This is a genomic window from Serratia sp. YWN4, from assembly GCF_055790845.1.
On sequence record NZ_CM147696.1, the window covers coordinates 5,427,947 to 5,453,512 of the forward strand.

Below are 25,566 nucleotides of genomic sequence, written 5' to 3' on the forward strand. Positions count from 1 at the left end.
TATAACCCTTTTCAATGTAGTGTGTATGGGTAATATGAATCACGAAACGTCCAGCCGATTGTTGACACTTATTTTTCATTCGGCAATTGCAGATTTTTACCGGCGAATTACGATTTTTGGTTTAATGTTAATTTTATGATAGCGATCATGTTTTATAACCCTGCCGCTAATGACGTTGAATAAACGCTAATATGAGATCCCGCGCACATTTAATAATTCTGTGAATTTAAGTGTGAAATAACGTAATTGAGCATCAGCCAGCTAACTCCGAAGATAAACCCAACCCATTATCCCCCCGTTATTCAGGAGTTCGCTAATGCAATCCTATTTTGATCAGCTTGAGCAGGTTCGCTACGAAGGCCCCAGCAGTAATAATCCGTTGGCCTTCCGCCACTACAATCCCGATGAAATCATCCTTGGCAAACGGATGGCCGATCACCTGCGTTTTGCCGCCTGCTACTGGCATACCTTCTGCTGGAACGGTGCAGACATGTTTGGCGTGGGAGCTTTCGATCGCCCATGGCAGCAGCCGGGCGATGCGCTAGCGTTGGCCAAACGTAAAGCCGACGTGGCCTTTGAGTTTTTCCACAAGCTGAATGTGCCCTATTACTGCTTCCACGACATCGACGTTTCGCCAGAAGGCGCAACGCTGAAAGAGTACCTGAACAACTTTGCCGCCATGACCGAAGTGCTGGCCGAAAAACAGCAAAGCAGCGGCGTGAAGCTGTTGTGGGGCACCGCTAACTGCTTCACCAACCCGCGCTATGCCGCCGGTGCCGCCACCAACCCGAACCCGGAAGTGTTCAGTTGGGCCGCTACCCAGGTGTTCACCGCCATGAACGCCACTCATCAACTGGGCGGTGAAAACTATGTGCTGTGGGGCGGACGCGAAGGCTATGAAACCCTGCTGAATACCGATCTGCGCCAGGAACGCGAGCAGATTGGCCGCTTTATGCAGATGGTGGTGGAGCACAAGCACAAAATCGGTTTCCAGGGCACGCTGCTGATCGAGCCGAAACCGCAGGAGCCCACCAAGCACCAGTATGATTACGACGTTGCTACCGTGTACGGTTTTCTCAAGCAGTTCGGCCTGGAAAAAGAGATCAAGGTGAATATCGAAGCCAACCACGCCACGCTGGCCGGGCATTCGTTCCACCATGAGATTGCCACCGCCATCGCGCTGGGCATCTTCGGCTCGGTTGATGCCAACCGTGGCGATCCGCAACTCGGCTGGGACACCGATCAGTTCCCGAACAGCGTGGAAGAGAATGCGCTGGTGATGTTCGAGATCCTCAAAGCGGGCGGTTTCACCACCGGTGGCCTGAACTTTGATGCCAAAGTGCGCCGCCAGAGCACCGATAAATATGACCTGTTCTATGGTCATATCGGCGCGATGGATACTATGGCGTTGGCGCTGAAAGTGGCGGCGCGCATGATCGAGGATGGTCAGTTGCATCAGCAGGTGGCCAAGCGTTACGCCGGTTGGAACGGTGAACTGGGCCAGCAAATCTTGCAGGGGAAACTGTCACTCGCCGCGCTGGCGCAGTACGCTGAGCAGCAGGCTCTGGCACCGCAACATGCGAGCGGGCATCAGGAGAAACTGGAGAATCTGGTTAACCGTTATCTGTTTGGTTAATTCCGCTTCTGGCTCCTTTGGGGGGAAGGTTGAGTGAGGGGTGCATTGGCGAAAGCCCCTCACCCCAGCCCTCTCCCGCAGGGAGAGGGGGCGATACGTCGAGCATTCTGCTCGATTGAACAGCATAGCTGCTACCTGCAAGTTTTCACCGTACGTCCCTTCTCCCTTGGGGAGAAGGCTAGGATGAGGGGATACCGCTCGCCAATGCCACTCACACCGGCTCTCCCGCAGGGAGAGGGGGCGATACGTCGAGCATTCTGCTCGCTTGCACAGCATAGCTGCTGCCTGCAAGTTTTCACCGTACGTCCCTTCTCCCTTGGGGAGAAGGCTAGGATGAGGGGATACCGCTCGCCAATGCCACTCACACCGGCCCTCCCGCAGGGAGCTGTCTCTTATACACAACTCCCCGACATACTCGTCGGGGGTTTTTGAACTTTTTTCCTATCTGTTGATCTGTCTTGATATTCTCCCTTCCTTCGGTTTTTAGTATGGTGCTTTCTGATTGTGATTCATGGGCTCAAGACACTTTCGGTCTTGCTCAACTCGGCGACAAACGCAGGACTCATCGCCTGGTGAAACTCACTGCTTCACTGGCTCAACACACAGGACTTTCTATTGTGAAATCATCACATTCCCCTGCCGAAGTCGAAGGCGCATACCGCCTCATGCGTAACCCCAATGTCTCGCCGGAAGCCGTCGCTGATGCGGGTTTCATCGCAACGGCAAGCGCCGCCAAAGAGCACCCACTTCTCCTTGCATTAGAGGACACGACTTCCATCAACTTCAGTCATCCCACGGCTTTTGACGAACTCGGCAATACAACGACCAGCCCTAAAATACGGGGGCTACTGGCGCATTCTGTCTTGCTTTACTCACCCAAAACGGCACAAGTGGTGGGCCTTATCGACCAGCAGCGCTGGAGTCGTGACATCGCTGAATACGGTAAGAAACACCAGCGAAAACAACACGCTTACGAAGAAAAAGAAAGTTACAAATGGCAGCAGGCGTCTGAACTCATGGCGCAGCGGCTCGGCGATACGCAACAGCAAGTTATCTCGGTCTGTGACCGGGAAGCCGATATCTGGCATTACCTCGACTATAAAATCAGCCAGGGCCAGCGCTTCGTCGTCCGGGCGGCACAAAATCGCCGGCTTGAAGACAGCAGTGATAAACTCTTCGAGTTGCCTGCCACACTCACACAAACAGGCAGCCATTGGCTGAATGTCGTTCAAAAAGGAGGGCGCGCAGCCCGTCAGGCACAGATGTTCGTCAGTTACTGTCCTGTTGAAATAAAACATCCAAACCAGCCCGGAGCCTCCGTACCGTTGACGTATATCTGCTGCCGTGAAGAAGAGCCGGAAGGGGCCTGCTGGCATCTGTTAACCTCAGAAAAAGTGGGCTCGGCAGCAGAAGCGCGCGTCATCATCAGCTACTACGAACGTCGCTGGTTAATAGAGGAATATCACAAAGCGTGGAAAAGTGGTGGGACGCAGGTTGAGGCGTCTCGCATGCAAAGCCGGGCCAATCTGGAACGTATGGTGGTCATTCTTGCCTTTATTGCGGTTCGGGTGTTGGCGTTGCGTCAGGGCGGGCTGAGCGAAGAGACGTTGAATGCGTCCTGTGAACGCGTCTTAAGCCCAATAGAATGGAAACTGCTGTGGGTAAAACAGGAAGGAAAAGCGTTACCGAAGCAAGCGCCGACGCTGAAATGGGCGTATCTGAATCTGGCAAAACTGGGGCACTGGTATGACAGCAAACGAACGGGCCGTGCGGGCTGGGTAGTGATGTGGGAAGGCTGGTTCAAGCTTCAGGATATCGTTGAAGGGTATAATCTCGCGAAGTCTCTTGATCAGGAGATCTGATCAAGAGACAGCGCAGGGAGAGGGGGCGATACGTCGAGCATTCTGCTCGATTGAACAGCATAGCTGCTACCTGCAAGTTTTCACCGTACGTCCCTTCTCCCTTGGGGAGAAGGCTAGGATGAGGGGAAAAAACCTTCTCCCTCTGGTGAAGGGGCGATACGACATATTAAAGGAACTGCATCCATGTACATTGGTATCGATCTTGGCACTTCCGGCGTAAAGGTCATCCTGCTCGGCGAACAGGGCCAACTGCTCGCCAGCCAAAGTGAACCTTTACCCATCTCGCGCCCGCACCCTCTGTGGTCTGAACAATCTCCTCAAGATTGGTGGCAAGCTACCGATCGCGCCATGCTGGCGTTGGCCAAACAGCATAATCTGCAAACGGTAAAAGCCATTGGCCTGACCGGCCAAATGCACGGCGCAACGCTGCTGGATAAGCAGCAACGGGTGCTGCGCCCGGCAATCTTATGGAATGACGGCCGCAGTTTTGCGCAATGCCAGGCATTGGAGCAAAGCGTACCCAACTCGCGGGACATTACCGGCAACCTGATGATGCCGGGCTTTACCGCCCCCAAACTGCTGTGGGTTCAACAGCATGAACCGCAGGTTTTCCGCCAAATCGACAAGGTGTTATTACCGAAGGATTATCTGCGCTGGTGCATTACCGGCGAGTTTGCCAGCGATATGTCCGATGCGGCAGGCACCCTATGGCTGAATGTGGCGCAGCGCGACTGGAGTGACACAATGCTGGCCGCCTGCGGGCTCACGCGCGATCAGATGCCTGCGCTGTTTGAAGGGGATCAGATCACCGGACAGGTGCAGGCTGAGCTGGCCAAGCGCTGGGGCATTAGCCCAGTGCCGGTGATTGCCGGTGGCGGCGATAACGCGGCCGGAGCCATTGGCGTTGGCTTGTATCAGGCCGGGCAGGCGATGCTGTCGCTCGGCACCTCCGGCGTCTATTTTGCGGTCAGCGATGGTTTTCTCAGCAACCCGGCCAGCGCGGTACACAGTTTCTGCCATGCGCTGCCGCACACCTGGCACCTGATGTCGGTGATGCTCAGCGCCGCATCCTGTTTGGACTGGGCCTGCCAGTTGACCAACGTAGACAGCGTTGCCACCCTGCTGCGCAATGCCGAACAGGCTGCACCGGCAGAAGCCCCGCTATGGTTCTTGCCTTATCTTTCCGGCGAGCGCACGCCGCACAATAATCCGAATGCCAAAGGCGCTTTCTGGGGCTTTACCCATCAGCATGGGCCGAACGACCTGGCGCGCGCGGTGCTGGAAGGCGTTGGTTTCGCACTGGCGGACGGCATGGAGGTGCTGCACGCCAGCGGCCTGCAACCTTCTGCCATCACGCTGATTGGCGGCGGGGCGCGCAGCCCGTTCTGGCGCCAGATGCTGGCAGACATCAGCGGCCAGCGGCTGGAATACCGCACCGGCGGCGACGTCGGCCCGGCGCTGGGGGCGGCACGTTTGGCGCAGATTGCGCTGAACCCCGGCCAACCGTTAAGCGATTTGCTGCCCGCGTTACCGCTGGAGCAGGTGCACGAGCCGGATGCCGCACGGCATCAACAGTACGCCGAACGGCGCAGCACCTTCCGCGAGCTGTATCGCTGCCTGCGGCCGCTGATGTGATTTCTCCCTTCAAAGACTGGTTAACAGGTCATTTCGCCGCTACAATCAGACCTGTTAATCAGTCTTTTTGGTAGGTAAACATGGCCAACATTATTTTGAGTGATACCAGCGCCAGCATCAGCGAACTGAAAAAAAACCCGATGGCAACGGTCGGGGCAGGAGCGGGTTTTCCGGTAGCCATTCTTAATCGCAACCAGCCAGCGTTTTACTGCGTACCGGCAGAACTGTATGAGCAGATGCTCGATGCGTTAGACGACCATGAACTGGCTAAACTGGTCAATGAACGTCGAGAACAGGCGCTTATTGAGGTCGATCTGGACGAGTTTCTATGACGTATCAGGTTAAGTTCCGTGAATCGGCGTTGAAAGAATGGAACAAACTGGATAAGTCAGTACAGCAGCAGTTTGCCAAGAAATTGAAAAAGTGCTGTGAAAATCCACACATACCCGCAGCCAAATTACGCGGTATGCCTGACTGCTATAAAATAAAATTGCGCGCCTCAGGGTTCAGGCTGGTTTATGAAGTGATCGATCACTGCCTGGTGATTGCCGTTGTCGCCGTAGGGAAAAGAGAACGGAGCGATGTTTATCAGCTCGCCAGCGAACGTTTAAGATAAGGGTACTCCGCTCAGCCAAATACTGGTCCGCCCTTGCCCTAATGATGGCCGTTTTTGGCCTTCTTTCACCCAGGTTAGCGGCGCAATATAGCGCTATACCCCACTGAAGGAAGGCCGAAAATGTCACATAGCGCATTATTGATTATCGACGTTCAACACTCGTTTCAACACCGCCCATTCTGGCAGGAAGACGATCTGCCCGCGTTTCAACAGGCGCTGACGCGGCTGATTGCGGGCTGCCAGCGGCAAGGCGTAGCGCTGGTGGATGTGTTCCACGTCGCGCCGGAAGGGCCGTTTTCTCTCGCCTCCGGCTACGTGAAACGCCTGCCGTTCCTGGCTCATCAGGCCGACGTCACGGTACACAAACAGGTACACAATGCGCTGACCGATTCTGGCTTGGATGCCTGGCTGCGCGAACGCCAGATTGATCATCTGATCATCAGCGGTATGCGTACCGAGCAGTGCTGCGAAACCACCACCCGCGTCGCTTCCGATCTGGGCTACAAGGTGACGTTTGTCACCGAGGCGACGCTCACCTTCCCGATGCACCATCCTGACGGTACGCTCTTTACCCCAGAACAGTTGAAGCGGCATACTGAAACCGTACTGGTCAACCGCTTCGCCACGCTGGCCAGCGTTGATGAGGTACTCGCTCAACTGAAACAGGAATAACCATGCCCAAGGCCGTTTACTTTCTGATGTTGCCCAACGTGCTGTCACTGGATGTCAGCGGCCCGGCGGAAGTTTTGCGGCTTTCTGGCCAGTTTCAATTGCACTATGTCAGCCCGGTGCCGCAAATCACCTGCTCTATCGGCATGACTATCGGCCAGTTGCAGCCATTGCCTGCGCAGTTGGCCGATGGCGATATTCTGGTAGTGCCGGGCGTGGCGGACTCAGCCACATTTTTCGCCAATCCGCAAGCCGCTCAGGCCCGGCAATGGCTGGAGGGATTACGGCCCGCGCTGGCACAGCAGCACTTTAGCCTGGTCTGTGTCTGTTCCGGTGCTTTGCTGGCCGCACAGGCAGGGTTGCTCGACGGCTACCACTGCACCACCCATCACAACGTGCTCACACGCCTGCGCCAGCAGGCACCGACGGCTCAGGTGAAAGAAAACCGCATCTTTGTGGAAGATCGCGGCGTATTTACCAGCGCGGGCATCACCGCAGGGATCGATCTGGCGCTGCATCTGGTCAATCAATCTTGCGGAGCCGACCGTGCGCTGGAGATTGCACGTGAAATGGTGGTCTATTTCCGCCGCTCAGGCGACGATCCGCAGCTTTCTCCCTGGCTGCGCTATCGCAACCATCTGCACCCCGCCGTGCACCGGGCGCAGGATGTGATGGCCGCCGAACCGGAAGCCGATTGGTCGGTGCCGTTGGTGGCGGAAAAAGCGCATGTCAGCAGCCGACATCTGGCCCGGCTGTTCCGCCAGCATATCGGGATCAGCGTGCGGGAATATCATGAACAGCTGCGCTTGGCCGTGGCGCAGCAGCGCCTGCAACAAGGCTACGGGCTGGAGAAAGCCGCATTAACCGCCGGATTCTCTTCTGGTCGCCAGCTCCGGCGCGCGCAGCAGCGTAACGCTTAAGCGTAATATCAGAATGTGCGGACGGTTTATCTTATGATTGCCAAGCCTAACAATTGGCGGCAAAATAACCGCTTCGACTCGCTCAGATTGCGCTTCCCGCCCCTGGCAGTTCCTTATTTTTCTTTGCTATCAGTAGTATAAATATGAAAACAACATTACCCCCTGTGGCACGCTTGGGCCGACAGGCGCTGTTATTCCCGCTTTGTTTGGTGCTGTTCGAATTCGCCACCTATATCGCCAACGATATGATTCAACCCGGTATGCTGGCCGTGGTGGCCGATTTCAACGCAGGCGTTGAGTGGGTGCCAACCTCAATGACCGCCTATCTGGCGGGCGGAATCTTTCTGCAATGGCTGCTTGGCCCGCTGTCGGACCGGCGTGGCCGCCGCCCGGTGATGCTGGCTGGGGTTGCCTTCTTTATCGTCGCCTGCCTGGCAATTTTGCTGGTGACCAGCATTGAGCAGTTCATCTTTATGCGCTTCCTGCAAGGGATCGGCCTGTGCTTTATCGGTGCGGTGGGCTATGCCACCATTCAGGAATCCTTTGAAGAGTCGGTGTGCATCAAGATCACCGCGCTGATGGCCAACGTGGCGTTGATCGCCCCGCTGCTCGGGCCGCTGGCCGGTGCCGCCTTGATCCAGTTTGCGCCCTGGCAGAGCATGTTTGTGATCTTTGCCGTTCTGGCAGCCATAGCCTTCGTCGGCCTGTGGAAAGCGATGCCGGAAACCGCCACCTTGCAGGGGGATGCTTTTTCCGCTGCCAACCTGTGGCGCGATTACCGCCAGGTGCTGGTTAACCGCCGTTTTATCTGCGGTGCGCTGGCGATCGGTTTTGCCAGCCTGCCGCTGCTGGCGTGGATTGCCCAGTCGCCGGTGATCCTGATCAGCGGTGAGTCACTCTCCACCATGGAATACGGCCTGCTGCAAATCCCGGTATTCGGCGCGCTGATCCTCGGCAACCTGACGCTGGCACGTTTAACCGGCAAAAACAGCGTTGAGCGCCTGATTAAATTGGGGGCCGGGCCGATGATCGTTGGCTTATTGATCGCCGCGTTGGCAACGGTGTTCTCGCAGCACGCTTATCTGTGGATGACCGCCGGGTTAAGTTTGTATGCTTTCGGTATCGGGTTGGCAAACGCCGGGCTGTATCGCTTGACGCTGTTTTCCAGCGACATCAGCAAAGGCACCGTCTCTGCCACCATGGGGATGTTGAGCATGGCGGTATTTACCGTGGGTATCGAGCTGGCTAAAGTCGCCTATGTCTGGGGCGGCAGCGGATGGTTTAATCTGTTCAACCTGCTGAGTGGCCTGTGCTGGCTGGCGCTGGTGGCGATGTTCCTCACCAAACGCGGTGGCGTAGCCTCAACGCCGACGGAAGCGGCTTAAAGACGGGCCATTTTAAACCGGGTGAACAGATGGCACCCGGTTTTCAACCACCAAACAACCCGCTATCCCGCAGCAGATGCTGATTGCCCTTGCGGCGGGTGAAACCGCTGCGATCGAAAAATTCCAGCACCTGAATCGCCAGTTTGCGGCCAACCCCCAGCCGATCGCGAAAATCACCGGCATTGGCGCTGCCTTGCGCCGCATCTAGCTCGCGGATCAACGCGGCAAACTGTTCAATCCGCTGGCTGCGATAGTAGCGATCCACCACCACGGCACTCACATGGCCAATCTGGGCGGCTTTACGCAGCGCGACGCGAACGTTGGCTTCTTCTTCCCCCAGCGCTGTGGCCAGATCGCGCACCCACCAGGCTTCATCACCCAACAGCGGTTCGATGCGCACCCACAGCGCCTGCTGCTCGGCGCTGAACGCCAGGCCATGCTCGGGCAAATGCAGCCAGCCGCGCGTATTGCGCAGCAGACCGGCTGCCAACAACCGATCGATCATCATAAAGACCAGCGGTTCATCCAGCACCGGCAAGGCCATACGCCGCAGACGCGCACGCCCCAGCCCCAACTGATCGCCATGCTGTTGGTGATATTCGGCCAACACCTGCAACACACGCTGCTCGCCCTGCTGCACGTTGGCCTGCGCCAGCGCCACTTCACCGGCAATCAGCAATGCGCGCCCAGCCAGCAACTGCGCCAGCCCGCTGTGGGTCAACTGCCGCGCCCAGGCAAAGGCAGCCAGATCCAGCGCACCGCCCGGCAAGCGTAAATCCAGCACCTGTTCGTCGCTCTGCGCCTCGGCCAGCGCCGCCAGCCAAGCCAGATAGTCTGGCTGACGTTTGCCACGCTTCGGCGCAGCCAATACCAGCACCCGTGCAGCGCCTAACGTGTGGCGAGCGCCAATATCCCGCAGTACCAGGCGATCGTTTTCCGCCAGCCACAGCGGCCGATCGAGAATTAACTCCGCCAAGTTGCCGGTCAATAGCGCAATTCGGCCGGTAATATGGCTGGCAGCATGGTGCAGATGCAGCGGTTGCCAATGCTGCAACGGTGCATCCGCCTCGATCGCCACCAGAATACGCTCAGCGGCCACCGGCGGTTGCTGCTCCAGCAGCCAGTTACCGCGCTCCAACTGCTCTTTGCTGACATCACCACTGATGTTCAGCGCAATGCGTTGCCCGGCACACGCCTGTTCCGCCGCTTGGTTCTGGGCATGCAGGCCGCGCACCCGCACCGGCACATCGGCACCGGTCAGCCACAGGGTGTCACCCACCTTAACGCTGCCGCCCAATGCGGTGCCGGTCACCACCAGCCCCGCCCCTTTCACGCTGAAGGCGCGATCGATCGCCAGCCGGAAGCGGCGCGTCAGCGCGTGCTCGCCAGGCTGCAACGCCAAAAGATGCTGACGCAAAGGTTCGATGCCCAAACCCTGCGCCGCTGCCGTGACAAACAACGGCGCATCGTGCCAACCCTGTTGCGCCAGCTCGGCAGCCACCTGTGAACGCACTTCGGCGATCCGCGCTTCGTCAACGCGATCGGCCTTGGTCAGCGCCACCGTCAGTTGCGGGTGCCCACTCAGGCGCAAAATCGCCAAGTGTTCGCGGGTCTGTGCCATCACACCGTCGTCGCACGCCACCACCAGCAAGGCATGGTCGATACCGCCAATCCCCGCCAGCATGTTACCCAGGAATTTCTCGTGGCCGGGAACGTCAATAAACCCCAGCACACGCCCGTCCGGCTGCGGCCAATAGGCGTAGCCGAGATCGATAGTCATGCCACGGCGTTTTTCCTCTGGCAGGCGATCGGCATTGATGCCGGTAATCGCCTGCAACAGCGTGGTTTTGCCGTGGTCGACGTGGCCTGCGGTGGCGATAATCATGGCTTCAGCACCTCAAGCAGTGCGCTCTCTTGCTCCAGGCAGCGCAGATCGAGCCATAACCGGCCATCGTGGATCCGGCCAATCACCGGCTGTGGCAGGCTACGCCACTGCTGCGCCAACAACTCCAGCGTAGCGCCACGGCCATCAAGCGGGGCAAAGGTCAGGGCATAGCTTGGTAGGCGATCGACCGGCAGCGAGCCGCTGCCAATCTGTGACCAGCAGGGTTCAGCACGCAGTTCGAAACGATCGGCAAAGCGCGCGGTCAACTGGTTCAGTAGCCGTTCGGCGGCTTGCTGCATCGCCTGTTGTGGGCGGGTAAGCAGGCGCAGCGTCGGCAGATGTTCTGCCAACAGTTCCGGTTGCTGATACAGCCGTAGCGTGGCCTCGAGCGCCGCCAGCGTCATTTTGCCAACGCGCAGCGCGCGTTTCAGCGGATGCTGTTGCAGGCGGGCGATCAGCTCTTTTTTACCGACGATAATGCCTGCCTGCGGCCCGCCCAGCAGTTTGTCACCGGAGAAGGTTACCAAATCCACGCCCGCAGCAATCAAGCGCTGCGGCATCGGCTCTGCCGGCAAGCCGTATTGCGTCATGTCGATCAGCGCACCGCTGCCCAGATCGGTCGCGGTCGGGATGCCCTGTTCGCGGCCCAGCACCGCCAGCTCCGCTTCATCCACGGCGGTGGTAAACCCTTGAATGCAGTAATTACTGGTATGTACCTTCATCAACAGGCCGGTTTGCTCGTTGATGGCGGCACGATAATCTTTCAGATGAGTACGGTTAGTGGTGCCTACTTCCACCAGGTCACAACCGGCCTGGCGCATTACATCGGGGATGCGGAACGCGCCGCCAATCTCCACCAGTTCACCACGCGACACCACCACCTGTTGACCCGGAGCCACCGCCGCCAGCATCAGCAAGACCGCCGCCGCGTTGTTGTTGACGATACAAGCGTCCTCTGCGCCAGTGAGTTGGCACAGCACATCGGCGATAGCCCGATCGCGGTGGCCACGCCCGGCACCATCGAGATCGTATTCCAACGTGACGGCGCTGCCCATCGCCTGCACCACCGCATCGATCGCCGGTTGCGCCAGCAATGCGCGGCCAAGATTGGTATGCAGCACGGTACCACTGAGGTTGAACACCGGTTGCAGCGCCGAGCGCTGCTGTTGGTTCAGGCGCGTAAGCAGCGCCTGCGGCCAGTCTTGGCACCATTCCGGCAGTTGCTGGCGGGTTTTAATCACCTCGCGCGCCTGCGCCTGCATCTGGCGCAGCAGTTCGCTAATCAACGTCTGCCCATGTTTCGCCACCAGCGGTTCAACGGCGGGATCGCGCAACAGACGGTCGATGGCGGGTAGCTGGCTGTAAAGTTGCTGAGATTCAGTGCTCATGGGCGCTCGGTTTTCAATGTTTTAATGGTGCGGTGAAATCAACTATTTCACCGCCAGCGTATCAATAATCCGCTGTACCAGTGCCTGATGTGCTTCGGGCGTTTTGGCCGGTGACAGCATCTGCAACGTCACGACCCGTTTATTGAACACCGTTAACACAATGGTGGAAACCAGTTTCTGCCCGTTCACCGTTTGCTCGGTGTCCAAGCGATGGAATTTCTGTTTACCGACGGTGAAATTCTGTTCTTTGGTTTTCTTGATGTTCTGATAGCGATCGCCCAGTTCGGTGATGATGCTTTGTGTCAGATCTTTCAGCATCGCATCGCTGGTATTGAGCTTCATGCCCGCTGGCGGGATCACTTCAGAAGCGACGGTACGCTGGCGCGCTTTACCGTTGAGGAACAGCTGAATGACGGATTTATCGTCGTTGACGATGCCGCTCAGCTTGGTTTGATCGCTAAAACCCGCTGGCAATTCAAAGGTGATGTTGCCCTTTTGCAGCGAAACGCTCAGACCAGGAGGATGGACCGGTTTGGATTCGACTACTGGCGGGGTGGCAGGTGGGGCGGGCTGGGTGACCACCGGTTTTGGTTGCGGTTTGGGGGCTTCCGGCTTTTTGCTGCCTTGATCATCGCAGGCCACCAGCCCGCTCAGCAAAACAGCACACGCCGTCAATCTGGTAATCGTCTTCAACATTATTCCTTTCCTTGCGCTCTACGCATTCTGGCGTAACCGTAGCAACTCGCCCCCGAGTTTGCCAGATGCCCAAGCCAAAATTAGCGGATCGCCCCTCACCCCAGCCCTCTCCCACAGGGAGAGGGAGCCGACCGGTGCTCTCGATTAACCATGGGTATCAGCAATGTACCCTCTCCTTCGGGGAGAGAGTTAGGGTGAGGGGAGAGTTAAAGCCTCTCACCCCCACTCCCGAGAAGAACGGTGCGGGTGTTACTCGCCAGGGAACAGGAACGGATTGATACTGCTACGGGCAAAGCCTTCGTCTTCCATCTTGGCATCAAGCACCAGCGAAGCCAGATCGTCGGCCACCGCTTCCACCTGCGGGTCTTTTTCCTGATAGAGGAGCTTCAGGTAAGTGCCGCAATCGCCGCAGCTTTCCGCTTTTATCGCCGCCTGCTCACTGTCCAGTGACCAGTAGTTGAGATCGCGCGTTTGCTCGCAGTTGCTGCATTTAATCCGCACCACGTGCCATTCGCTTTCACACAGGTTGCAGTGCAGATAACGCAGGCCGTTCACCGTGCCGATATGCACCATGCTGGAGACCGGCATACTGCCGCACACCGGGCAGAACTGGCGGTGCTCACCGTATTCGGCGCGCGCCTTGCCAGGGATCTGGCTGGCCATCTGCGTCCAGTACAGCGACAGTGCAGCCCAGATAAACGGCGCTTTATCACTGCCCACTTTGGCAAACTCATGGTTCAGCAACGCGCTGGCCATCAGTTCCAGCTCATGGGCCGAGGCTTTTTCCAGGTTTTCCAGCACCGGAGCCACGTGTTCCGGCGCCTGCGGACGCAATTCAGCGATCAGCGATGCCAGCAGTTTGTGCCAGTGCTCACTGCGCGGGTAAACGCTCGCATCCAGCGGTGGCTTGCCGCTGGCGGCCCCTTGGATCAGCGCAGCGCTGAGATCCAGCACCAACGGGTTATCGTGGCACGCATTGTTCTGCGCGGCTGCGATGCTGGCAGCAAAGTTGAGATAATCGCCCAGCGGATGGTCTGTGGCCAATTGGCGCAAACGCTCAGCTCGGCGGGTATACAGGCTTTTCAGATTCGCGAAAAGTAACGGCGGAATGGTTTCCGCCGTTGTGGACTTCTCACGCTGTGCCCCTAACTGCTCTTTAGGAACGATGCGGATACTCATCAGGGTTTATCTTCCCGTTGTTTCTCGCGGACCTCACGGTACCAGCGCGGATGGTGTTTCTTGGCCCAGGCAGCCGGAACAGTGCCTTCCACCATCGCGGTAATGGTGCCTTTTATCCACAGAGCGGCATAAATGTGCACCATAATCGTAATGATCAGCCCCACCGCCGCCAGCGAATGCACCAGCAACGCAATGCGGATCAGCGGGATAGGGAAAGCAGGGGCGAAGTATGGCCGCCAGATAACCACACCGCTGGCCAGCAACAGCACCAGACTGATGATCGCTATCCAGAATACGCATTTCTGGCCGAAATTATAACGCCCGGTGTCATCACCCTCCACTTCCTCATTCAACGTGATTCTGTGGAGGTTTTTGGCCCAGACCACATCGTTGCGGTTGAACAGGTTATGTTTCCAGTAGCGCAGGAACATAATCATGAACGCGGCGAACATAATCACCCCGGCAAAGGGGTGCAGAATGCGCGCCAGCTGTGGCGTTCCGAAAATGTTCATCAGCCAGTTGAAGGAGGGGAAGAAAAACCCCAGCCCGCTGACGGCTGCCAGAATAAAGCAGAACGCTACAACCCAGTGGTTCATCCGCTCCAGCGCGTTATAACGCTGAATTGGCTTTTCCTTCCTCATTTGCGCGTCTCCTCATCGTGCGGTTCGTCGTGTTCTTCCTCTTCTTCGACGCGGTTTGGCCCGACACCGATGTAGTGGAACACGCTGGCCGCAAAGGTGGCAGCAAAACCGACGGCCGCCAACGGTTTCCAGATCCCTTTCCAGAAGGTCACCGCCGGGCTGATGGTCGGGTTATCCGGCAAACCGTGATAGAGCTGCGGTTTATCGGCGTGATGCAGCACGTACATCACGTGAGTGCCGCCCACGCCCGCCGGATCGTACAGACCGGCGTTTTCGTAGCCACGGGTTTTCAGTTCGCTGACACGGCCAGCGGCAACATCTTTCATCGCCTCTTTGGTGCCAAAGTGGATCGCCCCGGTCGGACAGGTTTTCACACAGGCCGGTTCCTGGCCGACATCAACGCGGTCAACGCACAGGGTGCATTTGTACACCCGGTTGTCGTCCTTGTTCATGCGCGGCACGTCGAACGGGCAACCGGCGATGCAGTAACCGCAGCCGATACAGTGCTCGGACTGGAAATCGACGATGCCGTTGGCGTACTGGATAATCGCCCCTTCCGACGGGCAGGACTTCAGGCAGCCCGGATCGGCACAGTGCATGCAGCCGTCTTTGCGGATCAGCCACTCCAGTTTGCCGTGCTCCTCCACTTCGGAGAAACGCATCACCGTCCACGATTTGGCGCTCAGATCGGCGGGGTTATCATAAACCCCGACGTTGTGCCCCACTTCATCGCGGATATCGTTCCACTCAGAACAGGCCACCTGACAGGCCTTGCAGCCGATACAGGTGGTGACATCGATCAGCTTGGCCACTTCTTCCTGGTGGTCACGGGCACGCGGGGCCGGTGTAAAACCATTGGTCGCGGATTTACGAATGATGTCTTGAGATTGCATTGCCATAATTCGTCTCCGTTACACCTTTTCCACGTTAACCAGGAACGCCTTGAACTCTGGCGTTTGCGTATTGGCATCGCCAACGAACGGCGTCAACGTATTGGCGATAAAGCCTTTCTGCGTCACACCCTGATAGCCCCAGTGGATCGGGATACCGATGGTGTCCACATCCTGCCCGTGCACCTGCAACGTGCGGATACGCTTGGTCACGACCGCTTTGGCTTTGATAAAGCCACGGTTGGAGCTGACTTTCACCAGATCGCCGTGCTTGATGCCTTTCTTCTCGGCCAGCTTTTCACCGATCTCCACAAACTGCTCCGGCTGCATGATCGCGTTGATCAGCGAGTGCTTGGTCCAGTAGTGGAAATGCTCGGTCAGACGATAAGTGGTGCCCACATACGGGAACTTATCGGCTTTGCCCATCGTCGCCAGATCGTCTTTAAACACGCGCGCTGCCGGGTTGGACACCACGTTCGGGTGCAGCGGGTTGGTGCCGAGTGGCGTTTCAAACGGCTCGTAGTGCTCAGGGAACGGCCCTTCCGCCATTTTGTCGATAGCAAACAGGCGGCCCATGCCTTCCGGCTGCATGATAAACGGCCCGACATCGCTGCCCGGTGCGGCGGCGCTGTAGTCCGGGATATCGGCCCCGCTCCACTTGGTGCCATCCCAGCCGATCAGCTGACGTTTGGCATCCCACGGTTTACCGGCAGGATCGGCAGAAGCACGGTTGTACAGAATGCGGCGGTTGAGCGGCCAAGCCCAGGCCCAGCCCAGCGTGTTGCCAAGGCCGGATGGATCGGCGTTATCGCGGCGCGCCATCTGGTTACCCGCAGGCGTCCAGCTACCGGCAAAGATCCAGCAACCGCTCGAGGTGGTACCGTCATCACGCAGATGCGCGAAGGTACTGAGCTGTTCGCCTTTTTTCGCCAGCACTTTGCCTTCTGGATCAAGAACATCCGCCAGCGCTTTGCCGTTGTTTTCCATCGCCACTTCTTCTGGCGCTGGTGCATCCGGTGTCAGGTAGTTCCAGCTCATGTTCAGCACCTGCTCAGGCACGGCACCGCCTTCACGGCTGTACATCTCACGCAGGCGCGTTAACAGCCCGGCCAGGATCTCGCCGTCGGCCAGCGCTTCACCTGGGGCATCAGCCCCTTTCCAGTGCCATTGCAGCCAGCGGCTGGAGTTAACGATCGAGCCGTTTTCTTCGGCAAAGCAGGTGGATGGCAGGCGGAACACTTCGGTCATAATCTTCGAAGGATCAACGTCGTTCGATTCACCGTGATTCTCCCAGAAAGTGGCAGTCTCGGTATTCAGCGGATCGATGGTCACCAGGAATTTCAGCTTGGAAAGCGCCCCCACCACTTTGTTCTTGTTCGGGAACGAAGCGACCGGGTTGAAGCCCTGGCAGAGGTAGCCGTTAACCTTGCCCTGCGACATCATTTCGAAGTACTGCAGAACGTCGTAGCCTTTGTCCCACTTCGGCAACCAGTCAAAGCCCCAGCTGTTTTCTTTCTGCGCTTTGTCACCGTAGAAGCTCTTCATCAGGCTGACGAAGAATTTCGGGTAGTTGCTCCAGTAGTTCACCTGGCCCGGCAGCAGCGTTTTCGGCGTGTTGGCCTTCAGGTAGGTGTCCAGATCCGGCTGTTTCTCGGAAGGCAGCGTCAGATAGCCTGGCAGGCTTTGTGACAGCAGGCCGAGATCGGTCAGACCCTGGATATTGGAGTGACCACGCAAGGCGTTCACGCCACCGCCCGCCATCCCCATGTTGCCGAGCAGCAACTGGATCATCGCCATGGTACGGATGTTCTGTGCGCCGACCGAGTGCTGTGTCCAGCCCAAGGCGTACAGGAACGAGGCGGTTTTATCGTTGACGCTGGTTTCGGCGATATATTCGCAAACCTTGATAAAGTCTTCGGTTGGCGTACCGCAGATATTGTTCACCACCTCTGGCGTATAGCGGCTGACGTGCTGTTTCAGCAGGTTCCACACGCAACGCGGATCTTGCAGGGTGACGTCACGCTTGGCAAAGCCGTTCTCGTCAAGCTGGTAGTTCCAGGTGGTTTTATCGTACTTGTGGTTTTCCGCGTCGTAGCCGCTGAACAGGCCATCGTCAAAGCTGAAGTCTTCGCGCACCAGCAGGCTGGCGTTGGTATAGGCTTCAACGTATTCGCGGTTGATCTTGTTGTTGGTGATCAGGTACAGCAAGACGCCCGACAGGAAGGCAATGTCGGTGCCAGAACGGATAGGCGTGTAGAAATCCGCCACCGATGCGGTACGGGTAAAGCGCGGATCGATGACGATCAGCTTGGCTTTATTATGAATTTTGGCTTCCATCGCCCAGCGGAAACCCACCGGATGCGCTTCTGCCGCATTACCGCCCATGACGATAATTAAGTTCGCGTTCTTGATATCAACCCAGTGGTTGGTCATCGCACCGCGACCAAATGTTGGAGCAAGACTTGCTACCGTTGGTCCGTGTCAGACACGCGCCTGGTTATCTACGGCAAGCATGCCGAGAGCGCGACTAAATTTTTGTGTCAGGTATCCGGTTTCGTTGCTGGAGGCCGAGGCGCACAGCATACCGGTGGTCAGCCAACGGTTGACGGTCACGCCTTTATCGTTGGTTTTTACAAAGTTGGCATCGCGGTCTTCTTTCATCAATTTGGCGATGCGGGTAAAGGCATCATCCCAGCTGATTCTCTGCCATTTATCAGAACCTGGCGCGCGATATTCCGGGTATTGCAGGCGGCTTTCGCTGTGGATGAAATCCACCAGACCGGCGCCTTTCGGGCAAAGCGCACCACGGTTTACCGGATGATCCGGATCCCCTTCGATGTGGAAAATGCTCTCTTTGGCGTTTTTCGCGCCATCACCAAGGCTGTACATCAACAGCCCACAGCCGACTGAGCAATACGTACAGGTATTACGGGTTTCACGGGCGCGCAGCAGCTTGTACTGCCGGGTTTCCGCTAACGCCACTTCCGGGGCAAAGCCCAGAGCAGCTACCGTCGTCCCTGCCATACCGCCAGCGCAGATCTTAAAGAACTGCCTTCTGCTGACCTGCATGGGGGTCTCCTTTCACTCGTGTTGTCACATTGTTTCAAATGGCGCTTTCCCCGGCAAAGCGGGAAGCGCTAAAATCGCTATTCTTATGTTGGCTTGGCCAGAAGGCCGCAACGACGCCGCGATGATATCATAGCGGACTTGGGGTTGTTACAAACAGGTACCACTAAAGTGAACAATATAGACCCAAAGCAACCCATAAACGCGACTGCGATCACAGGCATGATCCAGGCTCCGGTATTTCAGCGCGGGCAACTCTCTCTTGAGCAGCAAGACTGGCTGGCGGAAGAGGTTCCGGTTGCGCTGGTTTATAACGGCATTTCCCACGTGGTGATGATGTGTACCCCCAAAGATCTGGAGGCCTTCGCCCTGGGTTTTTCCCTGTCAGAAGGTATTATCGACTCACCGCGCGATATCTACAGTATAGAGGTTAATCCCACCTGCAACGGCCTTGAGGTGCAGATTGAGCTTTCCAGCCGCCGCTTTAGCGGGCTGAAAGAGCGCCGCCGCGCGATGGCGGGCCGCACCGGCTGCGGCGTCTGCGGTATTGAACAGTTGGCAGATATCTTCCGCCCGGTCGCCCCGCTGCCTTTCACCCAAACATTTTCGCTCGCCAATCTCGATCGTGCATTGGGGCAATTGCGCCAGGTGCAGGAAGTCGGCCAGCATACCGGCTGCACCCACGCCGCCAGTTGGATCTCGCCAGAAGGTGAACTGTTGGGCGGCTGCGAAGACGTCGGCCGCCATGTGGCGCTGGACAAAATGCTCGGCCTGCGCGCCAAACAGGGCTGGCAGCAGGGGGCGATCCTGGTTTCCAGCCGCGCCAGCTATGAGATGGTGCAAAAATCGGCCATGTGCGGTGCCGAGATCCTGTTCGTGGTCTCTGCGGCGACCTCGCTGGCGGTAGAAATCGCCGAGCGCAGTAATTTAACGTTAGTAGGCTTTAGCAAACCCGGCCGGGCGACGGTGTTTACTCATCCGCAGCGTTTGAGTTAACTTGGTTAAAATTTATTCCCAACGGAAAGGTGAATTTATGCGACAACCCTATCGGATTGAAAGCATTACTCTGCGTGATATTGGCGTATTTGAACATACGCGCTTTGACTTTCCGCCAATTAAAAGCATTGAGGCAGATAATAAAAAAGCAGAGATTCATATATTCACCGGACCCAATGGCTGCGGGAAAAGTACCTTGCTGTATGCGTTGGCGGCGATTTTTGAGCATGATAATGTTAATAACAAACTGCTAAAAGCGCGTTTTATCACTGGCGGGAAAAATAAAGTCAATTTTTCATTTTCAGGTGATGAGGGTTGTTTCTCTGGCTTTTCTGAAGAAATGTTGAAAATAAACCATGCGGCCACCTCAATAAAGATGGCCCCGGCTATTCTTGATAGCTACCATAGCATCACATCAAAGAACTTAACCGGCCCTCTATTTCCATTACTTTTTGCTGCATTCGCCTATTCAGGTGTTAGAGAAGATCACTCATTAGCTAAAGTCAGCAGCATCAGCCAAATCAAAGAATCTCCATTTGATAAAGCACTCTCTTTTACAAATACGGTTCGCCCAGGGTTATTGGTACAATGGATAGCTAATAATAGAACGAAAGTCGCTTTATCCCAACTCTCTGGAGATAATGCCAATGCTGAAAAGCAAAAGCTTTCCTTAAAAAAAATACAAGAATTCATTTATGATATTTGCAATGTAAATCTAGATTTTACTTTAGACAGCAATCTGGAACTGCGTATTACTCTTAACGGGGTAATAATGGATTTCAATGTGCTACCAGAAGGATTGAAGTCTATATTAAGCTGGATTACCGACTTAGCTTTACGTATTGAGTCAATCAGTTGGAAAATAGGTCAGGGAAAACCTGATATTTTTTCTCAACCCATCATCCTGTTTCTGGACGAAGTGGATATTCACCTGCACCCCAAATGGCAGCGCCGTATTCTGCCCGCCATTCAAACGCTGCTGCCCAATGCACAGGTGTTCGTTTCCACCCACTCCCCCTTTGTGGTCGGTTCCGTTGAAGATGCCTGGGTTTATCGCCTGCCTGAGCCACAACAGAATATTTGCCGCGATCCACATATTGCCGATGTTATCAAACCAGAACCGTCATCCGCAGGTAAAAGCTATCAACTGATTCTGGAAGAGGTGTTTGGTGTACCAGAACAATTTGATGTGGAAACAGAGCAGCAACTCGCTGATTTCTACCGGTTGCGTAACAACTATCTGGCTAACCCCACGGACGACGGCCAACTGAAAGCGCTCGCCAATCTTCTGAGCAAAAAAAGTGAGGAGGTTTCTGCCATCATTAGCATGGAATTACGTCAATTAGCGCGGCTGACCAAAAAAGATTGAGGTGCCCATGTACAAATTTTTCAGGGAAGAAACGCCTCCGTATTTAGCGGAATGTTGGGAAGCATTGACAGAAAAATTTATTGCCGCAAAAAATAAGAATCCAAAGTATAAATTCGATTGGTATAAAAAATTCGAATACGAGCAGACATTATCTCTTCTATTTTCTATGACACAGGGGCACTGCGCTTTCTGCGATGGTGGCAACATTGGCGCGGAGAGCCGCAGAACCATTGAACATTTTCGGCCTAAAAGTGATTACCCAACATTGGCCTATAAATGGGAGAATCTTTACCCGTGCTGTGACCAATGCCAAAGCCAGAAAGGCGAACGATTCGATATCGGCCTGTTGGCGCCGGATGATGTGAATTATCAATTTAACGATTACTTTATTGCTAATTATCTTACCGGAGAAATCGAACCATCAGGATTCGCTAACAATGCGGCTCAACAGCGAGCGCGTATCACGCTTGATCATTACGGCCTAAATCTTCCGGAAAGGAAAACCAGCCGTCAAAGAGAGCGCAAGCGTTACCATCTACGTGATCGAGAAACTGATATTAAAGACGATTTCAGTTACCGCTACTTCTTAGACGATCTCGATTAGCACAAAAACCACACAACCCATAAGGCATTGATAATCATTTTCAATATCATTTAATCCCTTATAATGGGAGCCGATTGCTTATGCGGTGCTCATGCCTTGCGCCGCCCAACACCCATTGGAGATGATGATTATGAGTTATTCACTGCCATCCCTGCCTTACGCTTATGACGCACTGGAACCGCATTTCGATCAGCAAACGATGGAAATCCATCACACCAAACACCATCAGACCTACGTCAACAATGCCAACACCGTGCTGGAAGCTTACCCTGAGCTGGCTTCGCTGAGCGTTGAAGCGCTGATCCAGGATCTGGATAAAGTTCCTGCCGACAAACGCACCTTTATGCGTAACAACGCGGGCGGCCACGCTAACCACAGCCTGTTCTGGAAAGGCCTGAAAACCGGTACCACGCTGAGTGGCGATCTGAAAGCCGCCATCGAGCGTGATTTCGGCAGCGTCGAGAAATTCCAGGAAGAGTTCGAGAAAGCCGCAGCCACCCGTTTCGGTTCCGGCTGGGCCTGGCTGGTGCTGAAAGGCAACAAGCTGGCCGTGGTTTCCACCGCCAACCAGGATAGCCCGCTGATGGGCGAAGCCGTCTCTGGCGCTTCCGGTTTCCCGCTGGTCGGCCTGGACGTGTGGGAACACGCTTACTACCTGAAATTCCAGAACCGCCGCCCGGATTACATCAAAGCCTTCTGGAACGTGGTGAACTGGGACGAAGCGGCAAAACGCTTTGCCGAAGCGCAGAAGTAATTCTGTTAGCCCTGATGATGATGCCCGCTGATGCGGGCATTTTTTGCCCACTCATAACTAAAGCCCTAATGCTTGTCAGTTAAGGCTAACCAGTTCCCTCTCCCACAGGGAGAGGGAGGCCACACCTTTAGCACCTGCTGCATAATTATGCAGCTTTGCGCTTAACTGACCGGCATTATAACTAAAGCCCGCCCTTTTCCTGCCGATATTGCGTTTAACTAACAAGCGCCTCAAAAGGAAAATCTTATGGCGGCACTGAAGACATTGGCAGGAAAGTTCACCCATCTCACCGTAGGTAAAAAGCTTTCGTTGGGATTTAGCCTGATTTTATTACTGGCCATCATTATCGCCAGCACCGGGGGTTACTACCTTCGTCTCATTGAATCGCGCACCGAACGCATCGATTTCAGCTATCAGATAACCAGCGAAATCAGCCAGGCGAAATACGCCCGCGCGATGTTCGGCCAAACCTACAAAATCGACTATCTGAACAATAACCGCACGCATATCGAGAATGTGGTCAAGCTGATCAATCATGCGCAGGAACTGAATTGGGATCCACAAAGCCGTAAAGAGCTGGAATCGCTGAAAGCGCTGATGGGCAAGTATCAGCAGCAGCGAGATAGCTTCCAACAGGCCGTGACAAAGAAAGACGCAGTGCGTGCCACCTGGAATATGTCCGAAGTGCAAGACAGCTTGAGCCAGATCGGACCACAGTTAGCCCAGGGCGATCTGCCGTTGGCTTTTGCCCAACTTAACCAGAAGCTGACGTTAATCCGCTACGGTGCCCACGGCCTGCTGCTGAGCCCGAACAAAGAGTCAGAAGCGCCGCTGCTGGTTGCCATCGACGACGCCCGCAGCGCGGCCAATGCGCTCAGCCAACGTTTACAGGATACCGATCGGCCATTGCTGCAACCGTTGCTGGCGGCGCTGGATGAATATAAAGACCGTATTGCGGCTTACCTACCGGCTTATGAAAACGAACAAAAGCTCAGTCAGCAATTAGGCGACACCGCCCAGAAAGTCGATACGCTGATCGGCGTGTTTATGAAAGATGAACTGGCGCAAACCAACAGTAATATCGATACCGCCCAGATCCAGATGGGCATCATTACCGTGATCACGATTCTCGCAGGCCTGCTGGTGTCATGGCGCATCACCTTGCAAATCACCCGCCCGCTGCACACCACGCTGGAACTGGCAGAACGCATTGCCACTGGCGATTTACGCCAAACGCAAACCAGCACCCGCCGCGATGAGTTGGGCCAATTGCTGAACGCCGTAGCGGCCATGAGCCAGAATCTGCGCGATATGATTGAGAAAATCCAGATGGGCATCAGCCAGGTGTCTACCGCCGCCGGGGAAATTGCCGCAGGCAATACCGATCTCTCCTCACGTACCGAGCAGCAGGCGGCGGCAGTGGAAGAAACCGCCGCCAGCATGGAACAGCTCACCGCCACGGTGAAACAGAATGCCGAAAACGCGCATCATGCCAATCAGTTGGCAACCGATGCCTCACAAACCGCACAGCAGGGCGGCCAATTGGTGAGTCAGGTTGTCAGCACGATGCGTGATATCTCTAGCAGTTCGCAGCGGATCGCCGAAATTACCACCCTGATCAACGGCATTGCCTTCCAGACCAATATTCTGGCGCTGAACGCAGCGGTGGAAGCTGCCCGGGCCGGTGAACAGGGCCGCGGTTTCTCGGTAGTGGCCAGTGAGGTGCGCAATCTGGCGCAGCGCAGTGCGCAGGCGGCGAAAGAGATTGAAGGGCTGATCGCCGAGTCCGTCAGCCGCGTTCAAACCGGCACCGCCTTGGTGGAAAATACCGGCAATACCATGGAGCAGATCGTCCGTTCAGTCACGCACGTGCGCGATATCATGGCAGAAATTGCCGCCGCTTCTGACGAGCAAACGCGTGGCATCGCGCAGATCGGCCAGGCTATTGTGGAAATGGATCACACTACCCAGCAGAACGCTGCTCTGGTGGAAGAGTCCGCCGCCGCCGCAGATTCGCTGGAAGAACAGGCGGAAATGCTGCTGCAAAGCGTTGCGGTGTTCCGTTTGGCAGAACATGCTGAGCCCGTCGAAGCGAAAACGGCAATGGTCAAATCACCGCTGGCAGCAAAACCGCGAGAAACCTCCACGTTAACGGAAAACAACTGGACCACTTTCTGATGCCCCCGCCTGATCGGCCAGGCGGGTTATGCTGTTGCTCTCTATCCACTCAGGGTATTCTGGGCTACGCCCTTGGTTTGCACTATGAAAGTGGAGGTTATTATGCACCACCCTGAGGTTTATACCGGTAGCATCCAACCCTACGCAGGCATGCGGCCCAGCGCCATTGCCAAACGCCGGGTCGATGGCGCAGTGATACTCACGCCGCTAGGTTTGATCGGAGATGAACAGGCAGAAAAAGCCCATCATGGCGGGCCGGATCGCGCGCTCTGCCACTACCCGCGTGAACATTACGCCCACTGGCGCGAGCAGTTCCCGGCACAGGCCGAGTTGTTCAATGCTCCGGCGTTTGGCGAAAACCTTTCCACCCTCGGCCTGACCGAAGACAACGTGTTTATGGGCGATATCTACCGCTGGGGGGATGCGCTGATCCAGGTCACTCAACCACGTTCACCGTGCTTCAAACTCAACGCGCATTTCGCCATTGACGATCTCTCGGTGCTGATGCAACAAAGCGGCCGTTGCGGCTGGCTGTACCGCATCATTTCGGCTGGCATGGTCAGCGGCGATCGGCCGCTTGAGTTGGTCACCCGCAGCAGCGACGTTTCCGTCGCCGAGGCGGTTGGCATTGCCTGGCACCTGCCGTTCGACAAAGAGCAGTATCGCCGCCTGCTGGCGGTGGCCGGGCTTTCTGCCAGTTGGAGCAAAACCATGCTGACGCGCATTACCGCCAGCAGGATTGAAGACTTCAATCGCCGCTTGCTCGGCCACTGAAGTAGGGAAAAGAGCGCCTGGGGCATCCCCCAGGCACTGAGGTTCAGAAGGCTTTTTTCGCGTAACCGGTGACCGCTTTCAGGCCCATCTCACGGCCCAGCGCCGTCATCGGATGCACCACGATCAGGCCGCGCACGTTTTTCTTCAACGTACCCATATCCGCCTGCTCTTTCTTGGTGATCTCACGGCTGAACGGCAGTTGGCTCAGCTTCTGTGCTTCTGCACTCAGCTTCTCTACGCGCACGTGCTTCAGGCGTTCAATTTCTGCCGCCAGCTTCTCTTTTTCTTTGGTGTGCTGCGCGATCAGGTCAATATTGCCCTGTTGGATCACCACAGTATCTTTATGGTTCAGTGCGTCCAGCAGGTCGCTAAGGCGCTTAATCTCTGCCTTTTCTATCTCTTTCATGGTTTTTGGCCTGTTTG

At 56.1% G+C, this 25,566-nt stretch carries 22 protein-coding genes; 14 read left to right on the forward strand and 8 right to left on the reverse strand.

Annotated features, from left to right (window positions below; all coding sequences use genetic code 11):
• Window positions 1-316 precede the first annotated feature (316 nt).
• The 8 genes from xylA (at window position 317) to ACX9GT_RS24985 (ending at window position 8,723) form a co-directional block, all read left to right on the forward strand.
• Complete coding sequence (gene xylA / locus ACX9GT_RS24950; protein WP_473189181.1) at window positions 317-1,636, forward strand: xylose isomerase; 1,320 nt, start codon at window positions 317-319, stop codon at window positions 1,634-1,636.
• A gap of 488 nt (window positions 1,637-2,124) precedes the next feature.
• Window positions 2,125-3,498, forward strand: coding sequence for an IS4 family transposase (locus ACX9GT_RS24955; protein ID WP_473189182.1), 1,374 nt, complete (start codon window positions 2,125-2,127; stop codon window positions 3,496-3,498).
• Between the two features lie 183 nt (window positions 3,499-3,681).
• Window positions 3,682-5,133: a xylulokinase gene (gene xylB / locus ACX9GT_RS24960; protein WP_473189183.1), complete on the forward strand. Its 1,452-nt coding sequence runs from the start codon at window positions 3,682-3,684 to the stop codon at window positions 5,131-5,133.
• An 80-nt stretch (window positions 5,134-5,213) separates the two neighbouring features.
• The gene (locus ACX9GT_RS24965) at window positions 5,214-5,465 is read left to right on the forward strand and encodes a type II toxin-antitoxin system Phd/YefM family antitoxin (RefSeq protein WP_473189184.1); all 252 of its coding nucleotides are present in this window, start codon (window positions 5,214-5,216) and stop codon (window positions 5,463-5,465) included.
• Window positions 5,462-5,749, forward strand: coding sequence for a type II toxin-antitoxin system RelE family toxin (locus tag ACX9GT_RS24970; protein WP_473189185.1), 288 nt, complete (start codon window positions 5,462-5,464; stop codon window positions 5,747-5,749). The genes ACX9GT_RS24965 and ACX9GT_RS24970 overlap by 4 nt, the downstream gene beginning before the upstream one ends.
• A gap of 120 nt (window positions 5,750-5,869) precedes the next feature.
• Window positions 5,870-6,421, forward strand: a complete 552-nt coding sequence (locus tag ACX9GT_RS24975) for a cysteine hydrolase family protein (protein ID WP_473189186.1) — start codon at window positions 5,870-5,872, stop codon at window positions 6,419-6,421.
• 2 nt (window positions 6,422-6,423) lie between these two features.
• On the forward strand, window positions 6,424-7,338 hold the full coding sequence (locus tag ACX9GT_RS24980) for a GlxA family transcriptional regulator (RefSeq protein ID WP_473189187.1): 915 nt from the start codon (window positions 6,424-6,426) through the stop codon (window positions 7,336-7,338).
• Window positions 7,339-7,481: 143 nt separating this feature from the next.
• Window positions 7,482-8,723 carry an MdfA family multidrug efflux MFS transporter gene (locus ACX9GT_RS24985; protein ID WP_473189188.1) on the forward strand — a complete coding sequence of 414 codons (1,242 nt, stop codon included), beginning with the start codon at window positions 7,482-7,484 and terminating at the stop codon, window positions 8,721-8,723.
• 43 nt (window positions 8,724-8,766) lie between these two features.
• On the opposite strand, the gene selB is transcribed toward ACX9GT_RS24985, so the two are convergent.
• The 7 genes from selB to fdnG all read right to left on the reverse strand — a co-directional run bounded on the left by selB (window position 8,767) and on the right by fdnG (window position 18,471).
• The gene (selB, locus tag ACX9GT_RS24990; RefSeq protein WP_473189189.1) at window positions 8,767-10,608 is read right to left on the reverse strand and encodes a selenocysteine-specific translation elongation factor; all 1,842 of its coding nucleotides are present in this window, start codon (window positions 10,606-10,608) and stop codon (window positions 8,767-8,769) included.
• A complete protein-coding gene (selA, locus tag ACX9GT_RS24995; protein ID WP_473189190.1) occupies window positions 10,605-11,996 on the reverse strand; it encodes an L-seryl-tRNA(Sec) selenium transferase in 1,392 nt (463 codons plus the stop codon). The genes selB and selA overlap by 4 nt, the downstream gene beginning before the upstream one ends.
• Window positions 11,997-12,038: 42 nt before the next feature.
• On the reverse strand, window positions 12,039-12,692 hold the full coding sequence (locus ACX9GT_RS25000) for a DcrB-related protein (RefSeq protein ID WP_473189191.1): 654 nt from the start codon (window positions 12,690-12,692) through the stop codon (window positions 12,039-12,041).
• Window positions 12,693-12,941: 249 nt separating this feature from the next.
• Complete coding sequence (gene fdhE, locus ACX9GT_RS25005) at window positions 12,942-13,871, reverse strand: formate dehydrogenase accessory protein FdhE (RefSeq protein WP_473189192.1); 930 nt, start codon at window positions 13,869-13,871, stop codon at window positions 12,942-12,944.
• Entirely contained in the window at window positions 13,871-14,512 is a 642-nt protein-coding gene (gene fdoI / locus ACX9GT_RS25010) for a formate dehydrogenase cytochrome b556 subunit (protein WP_473189193.1), read from the reverse strand. The genes fdhE and fdoI overlap by 1 nt, the downstream gene beginning before the upstream one ends.
• Window positions 14,509-15,411, reverse strand: a complete 903-nt coding sequence (gene fdxH, locus ACX9GT_RS25015) for a formate dehydrogenase subunit beta (protein WP_473189194.1) — start codon at window positions 15,409-15,411, stop codon at window positions 14,509-14,511. Before fdxH ends, fdoI begins: the two co-directional genes overlap by 4 nt.
• Before the next feature lie 12 nt (window positions 15,412-15,423).
• Window positions 15,424-18,471: a formate dehydrogenase-N subunit alpha gene (fdnG, locus tag ACX9GT_RS25020; protein WP_473189195.1), complete on the reverse strand. Its 3,048-nt coding sequence runs from the start codon at window positions 18,469-18,471 to the stop codon at window positions 15,424-15,426.
• A 219-nt stretch (window positions 18,472-18,690) separates the two neighbouring features.
• On the opposite strand from fdnG, the gene fdhD reads away from it, so the two are divergent.
• The 6 genes from fdhD to yiiM all read left to right on the forward strand — a co-directional run bounded on the left by fdhD (window position 18,691) and on the right by yiiM (window position 25,143).
• The gene (fdhD, locus tag ACX9GT_RS25025; protein WP_473191687.1) at window positions 18,691-19,464 is read left to right on the forward strand and encodes a formate dehydrogenase accessory sulfurtransferase FdhD; all 774 of its coding nucleotides are present in this window, start codon (window positions 18,691-18,693) and stop codon (window positions 19,462-19,464) included.
• Between the two features lie 37 nt (window positions 19,465-19,501).
• Complete coding sequence (locus ACX9GT_RS25030; protein WP_473189196.1) at window positions 19,502-20,833, forward strand: AAA family ATPase; 1,332 nt, start codon at window positions 19,502-19,504, stop codon at window positions 20,831-20,833.
• 7 nt (window positions 20,834-20,840) lie between these two features.
• Window positions 20,841-21,437 carry an HNH endonuclease family protein gene (locus ACX9GT_RS25035; RefSeq protein WP_473189197.1) on the forward strand — a complete coding sequence of 199 codons (597 nt, stop codon included), beginning with the start codon at window positions 20,841-20,843 and terminating at the stop codon, window positions 21,435-21,437.
• A 130-nt stretch (window positions 21,438-21,567) separates the two neighbouring features.
• Window positions 21,568-22,191: a superoxide dismutase [Mn] gene (gene sodA / locus ACX9GT_RS25040; protein ID WP_473189198.1), complete on the forward strand. Its 624-nt coding sequence runs from the start codon at window positions 21,568-21,570 to the stop codon at window positions 22,189-22,191.
• A 246-nt stretch (window positions 22,192-22,437) separates the two neighbouring features.
• Window positions 22,438-24,369 carry a methyl-accepting chemotaxis protein gene (locus ACX9GT_RS25045; protein WP_473189199.1) on the forward strand — a complete coding sequence of 644 codons (1,932 nt, stop codon included), beginning with the start codon at window positions 22,438-22,440 and terminating at the stop codon, window positions 24,367-24,369.
• Between the two features lie 102 nt (window positions 24,370-24,471).
• Window positions 24,472-25,143, forward strand: a complete 672-nt coding sequence (yiiM, locus tag ACX9GT_RS25050) for a 6-hydroxyaminopurine reductase (protein ID WP_473189200.1) — start codon at window positions 24,472-24,474, stop codon at window positions 25,141-25,143.
• 43 nt (window positions 25,144-25,186) lie between these two features.
• On the opposite strand, the gene ACX9GT_RS25055 is transcribed toward yiiM, so the two are convergent.
• Entirely contained in the window at window positions 25,187-25,549 is a 363-nt protein-coding gene (locus ACX9GT_RS25055; protein ID WP_459400712.1) for a YibL family ribosome-associated protein, read from the reverse strand.
• Window positions 25,550-25,566 lie beyond the last annotated feature (17 nt).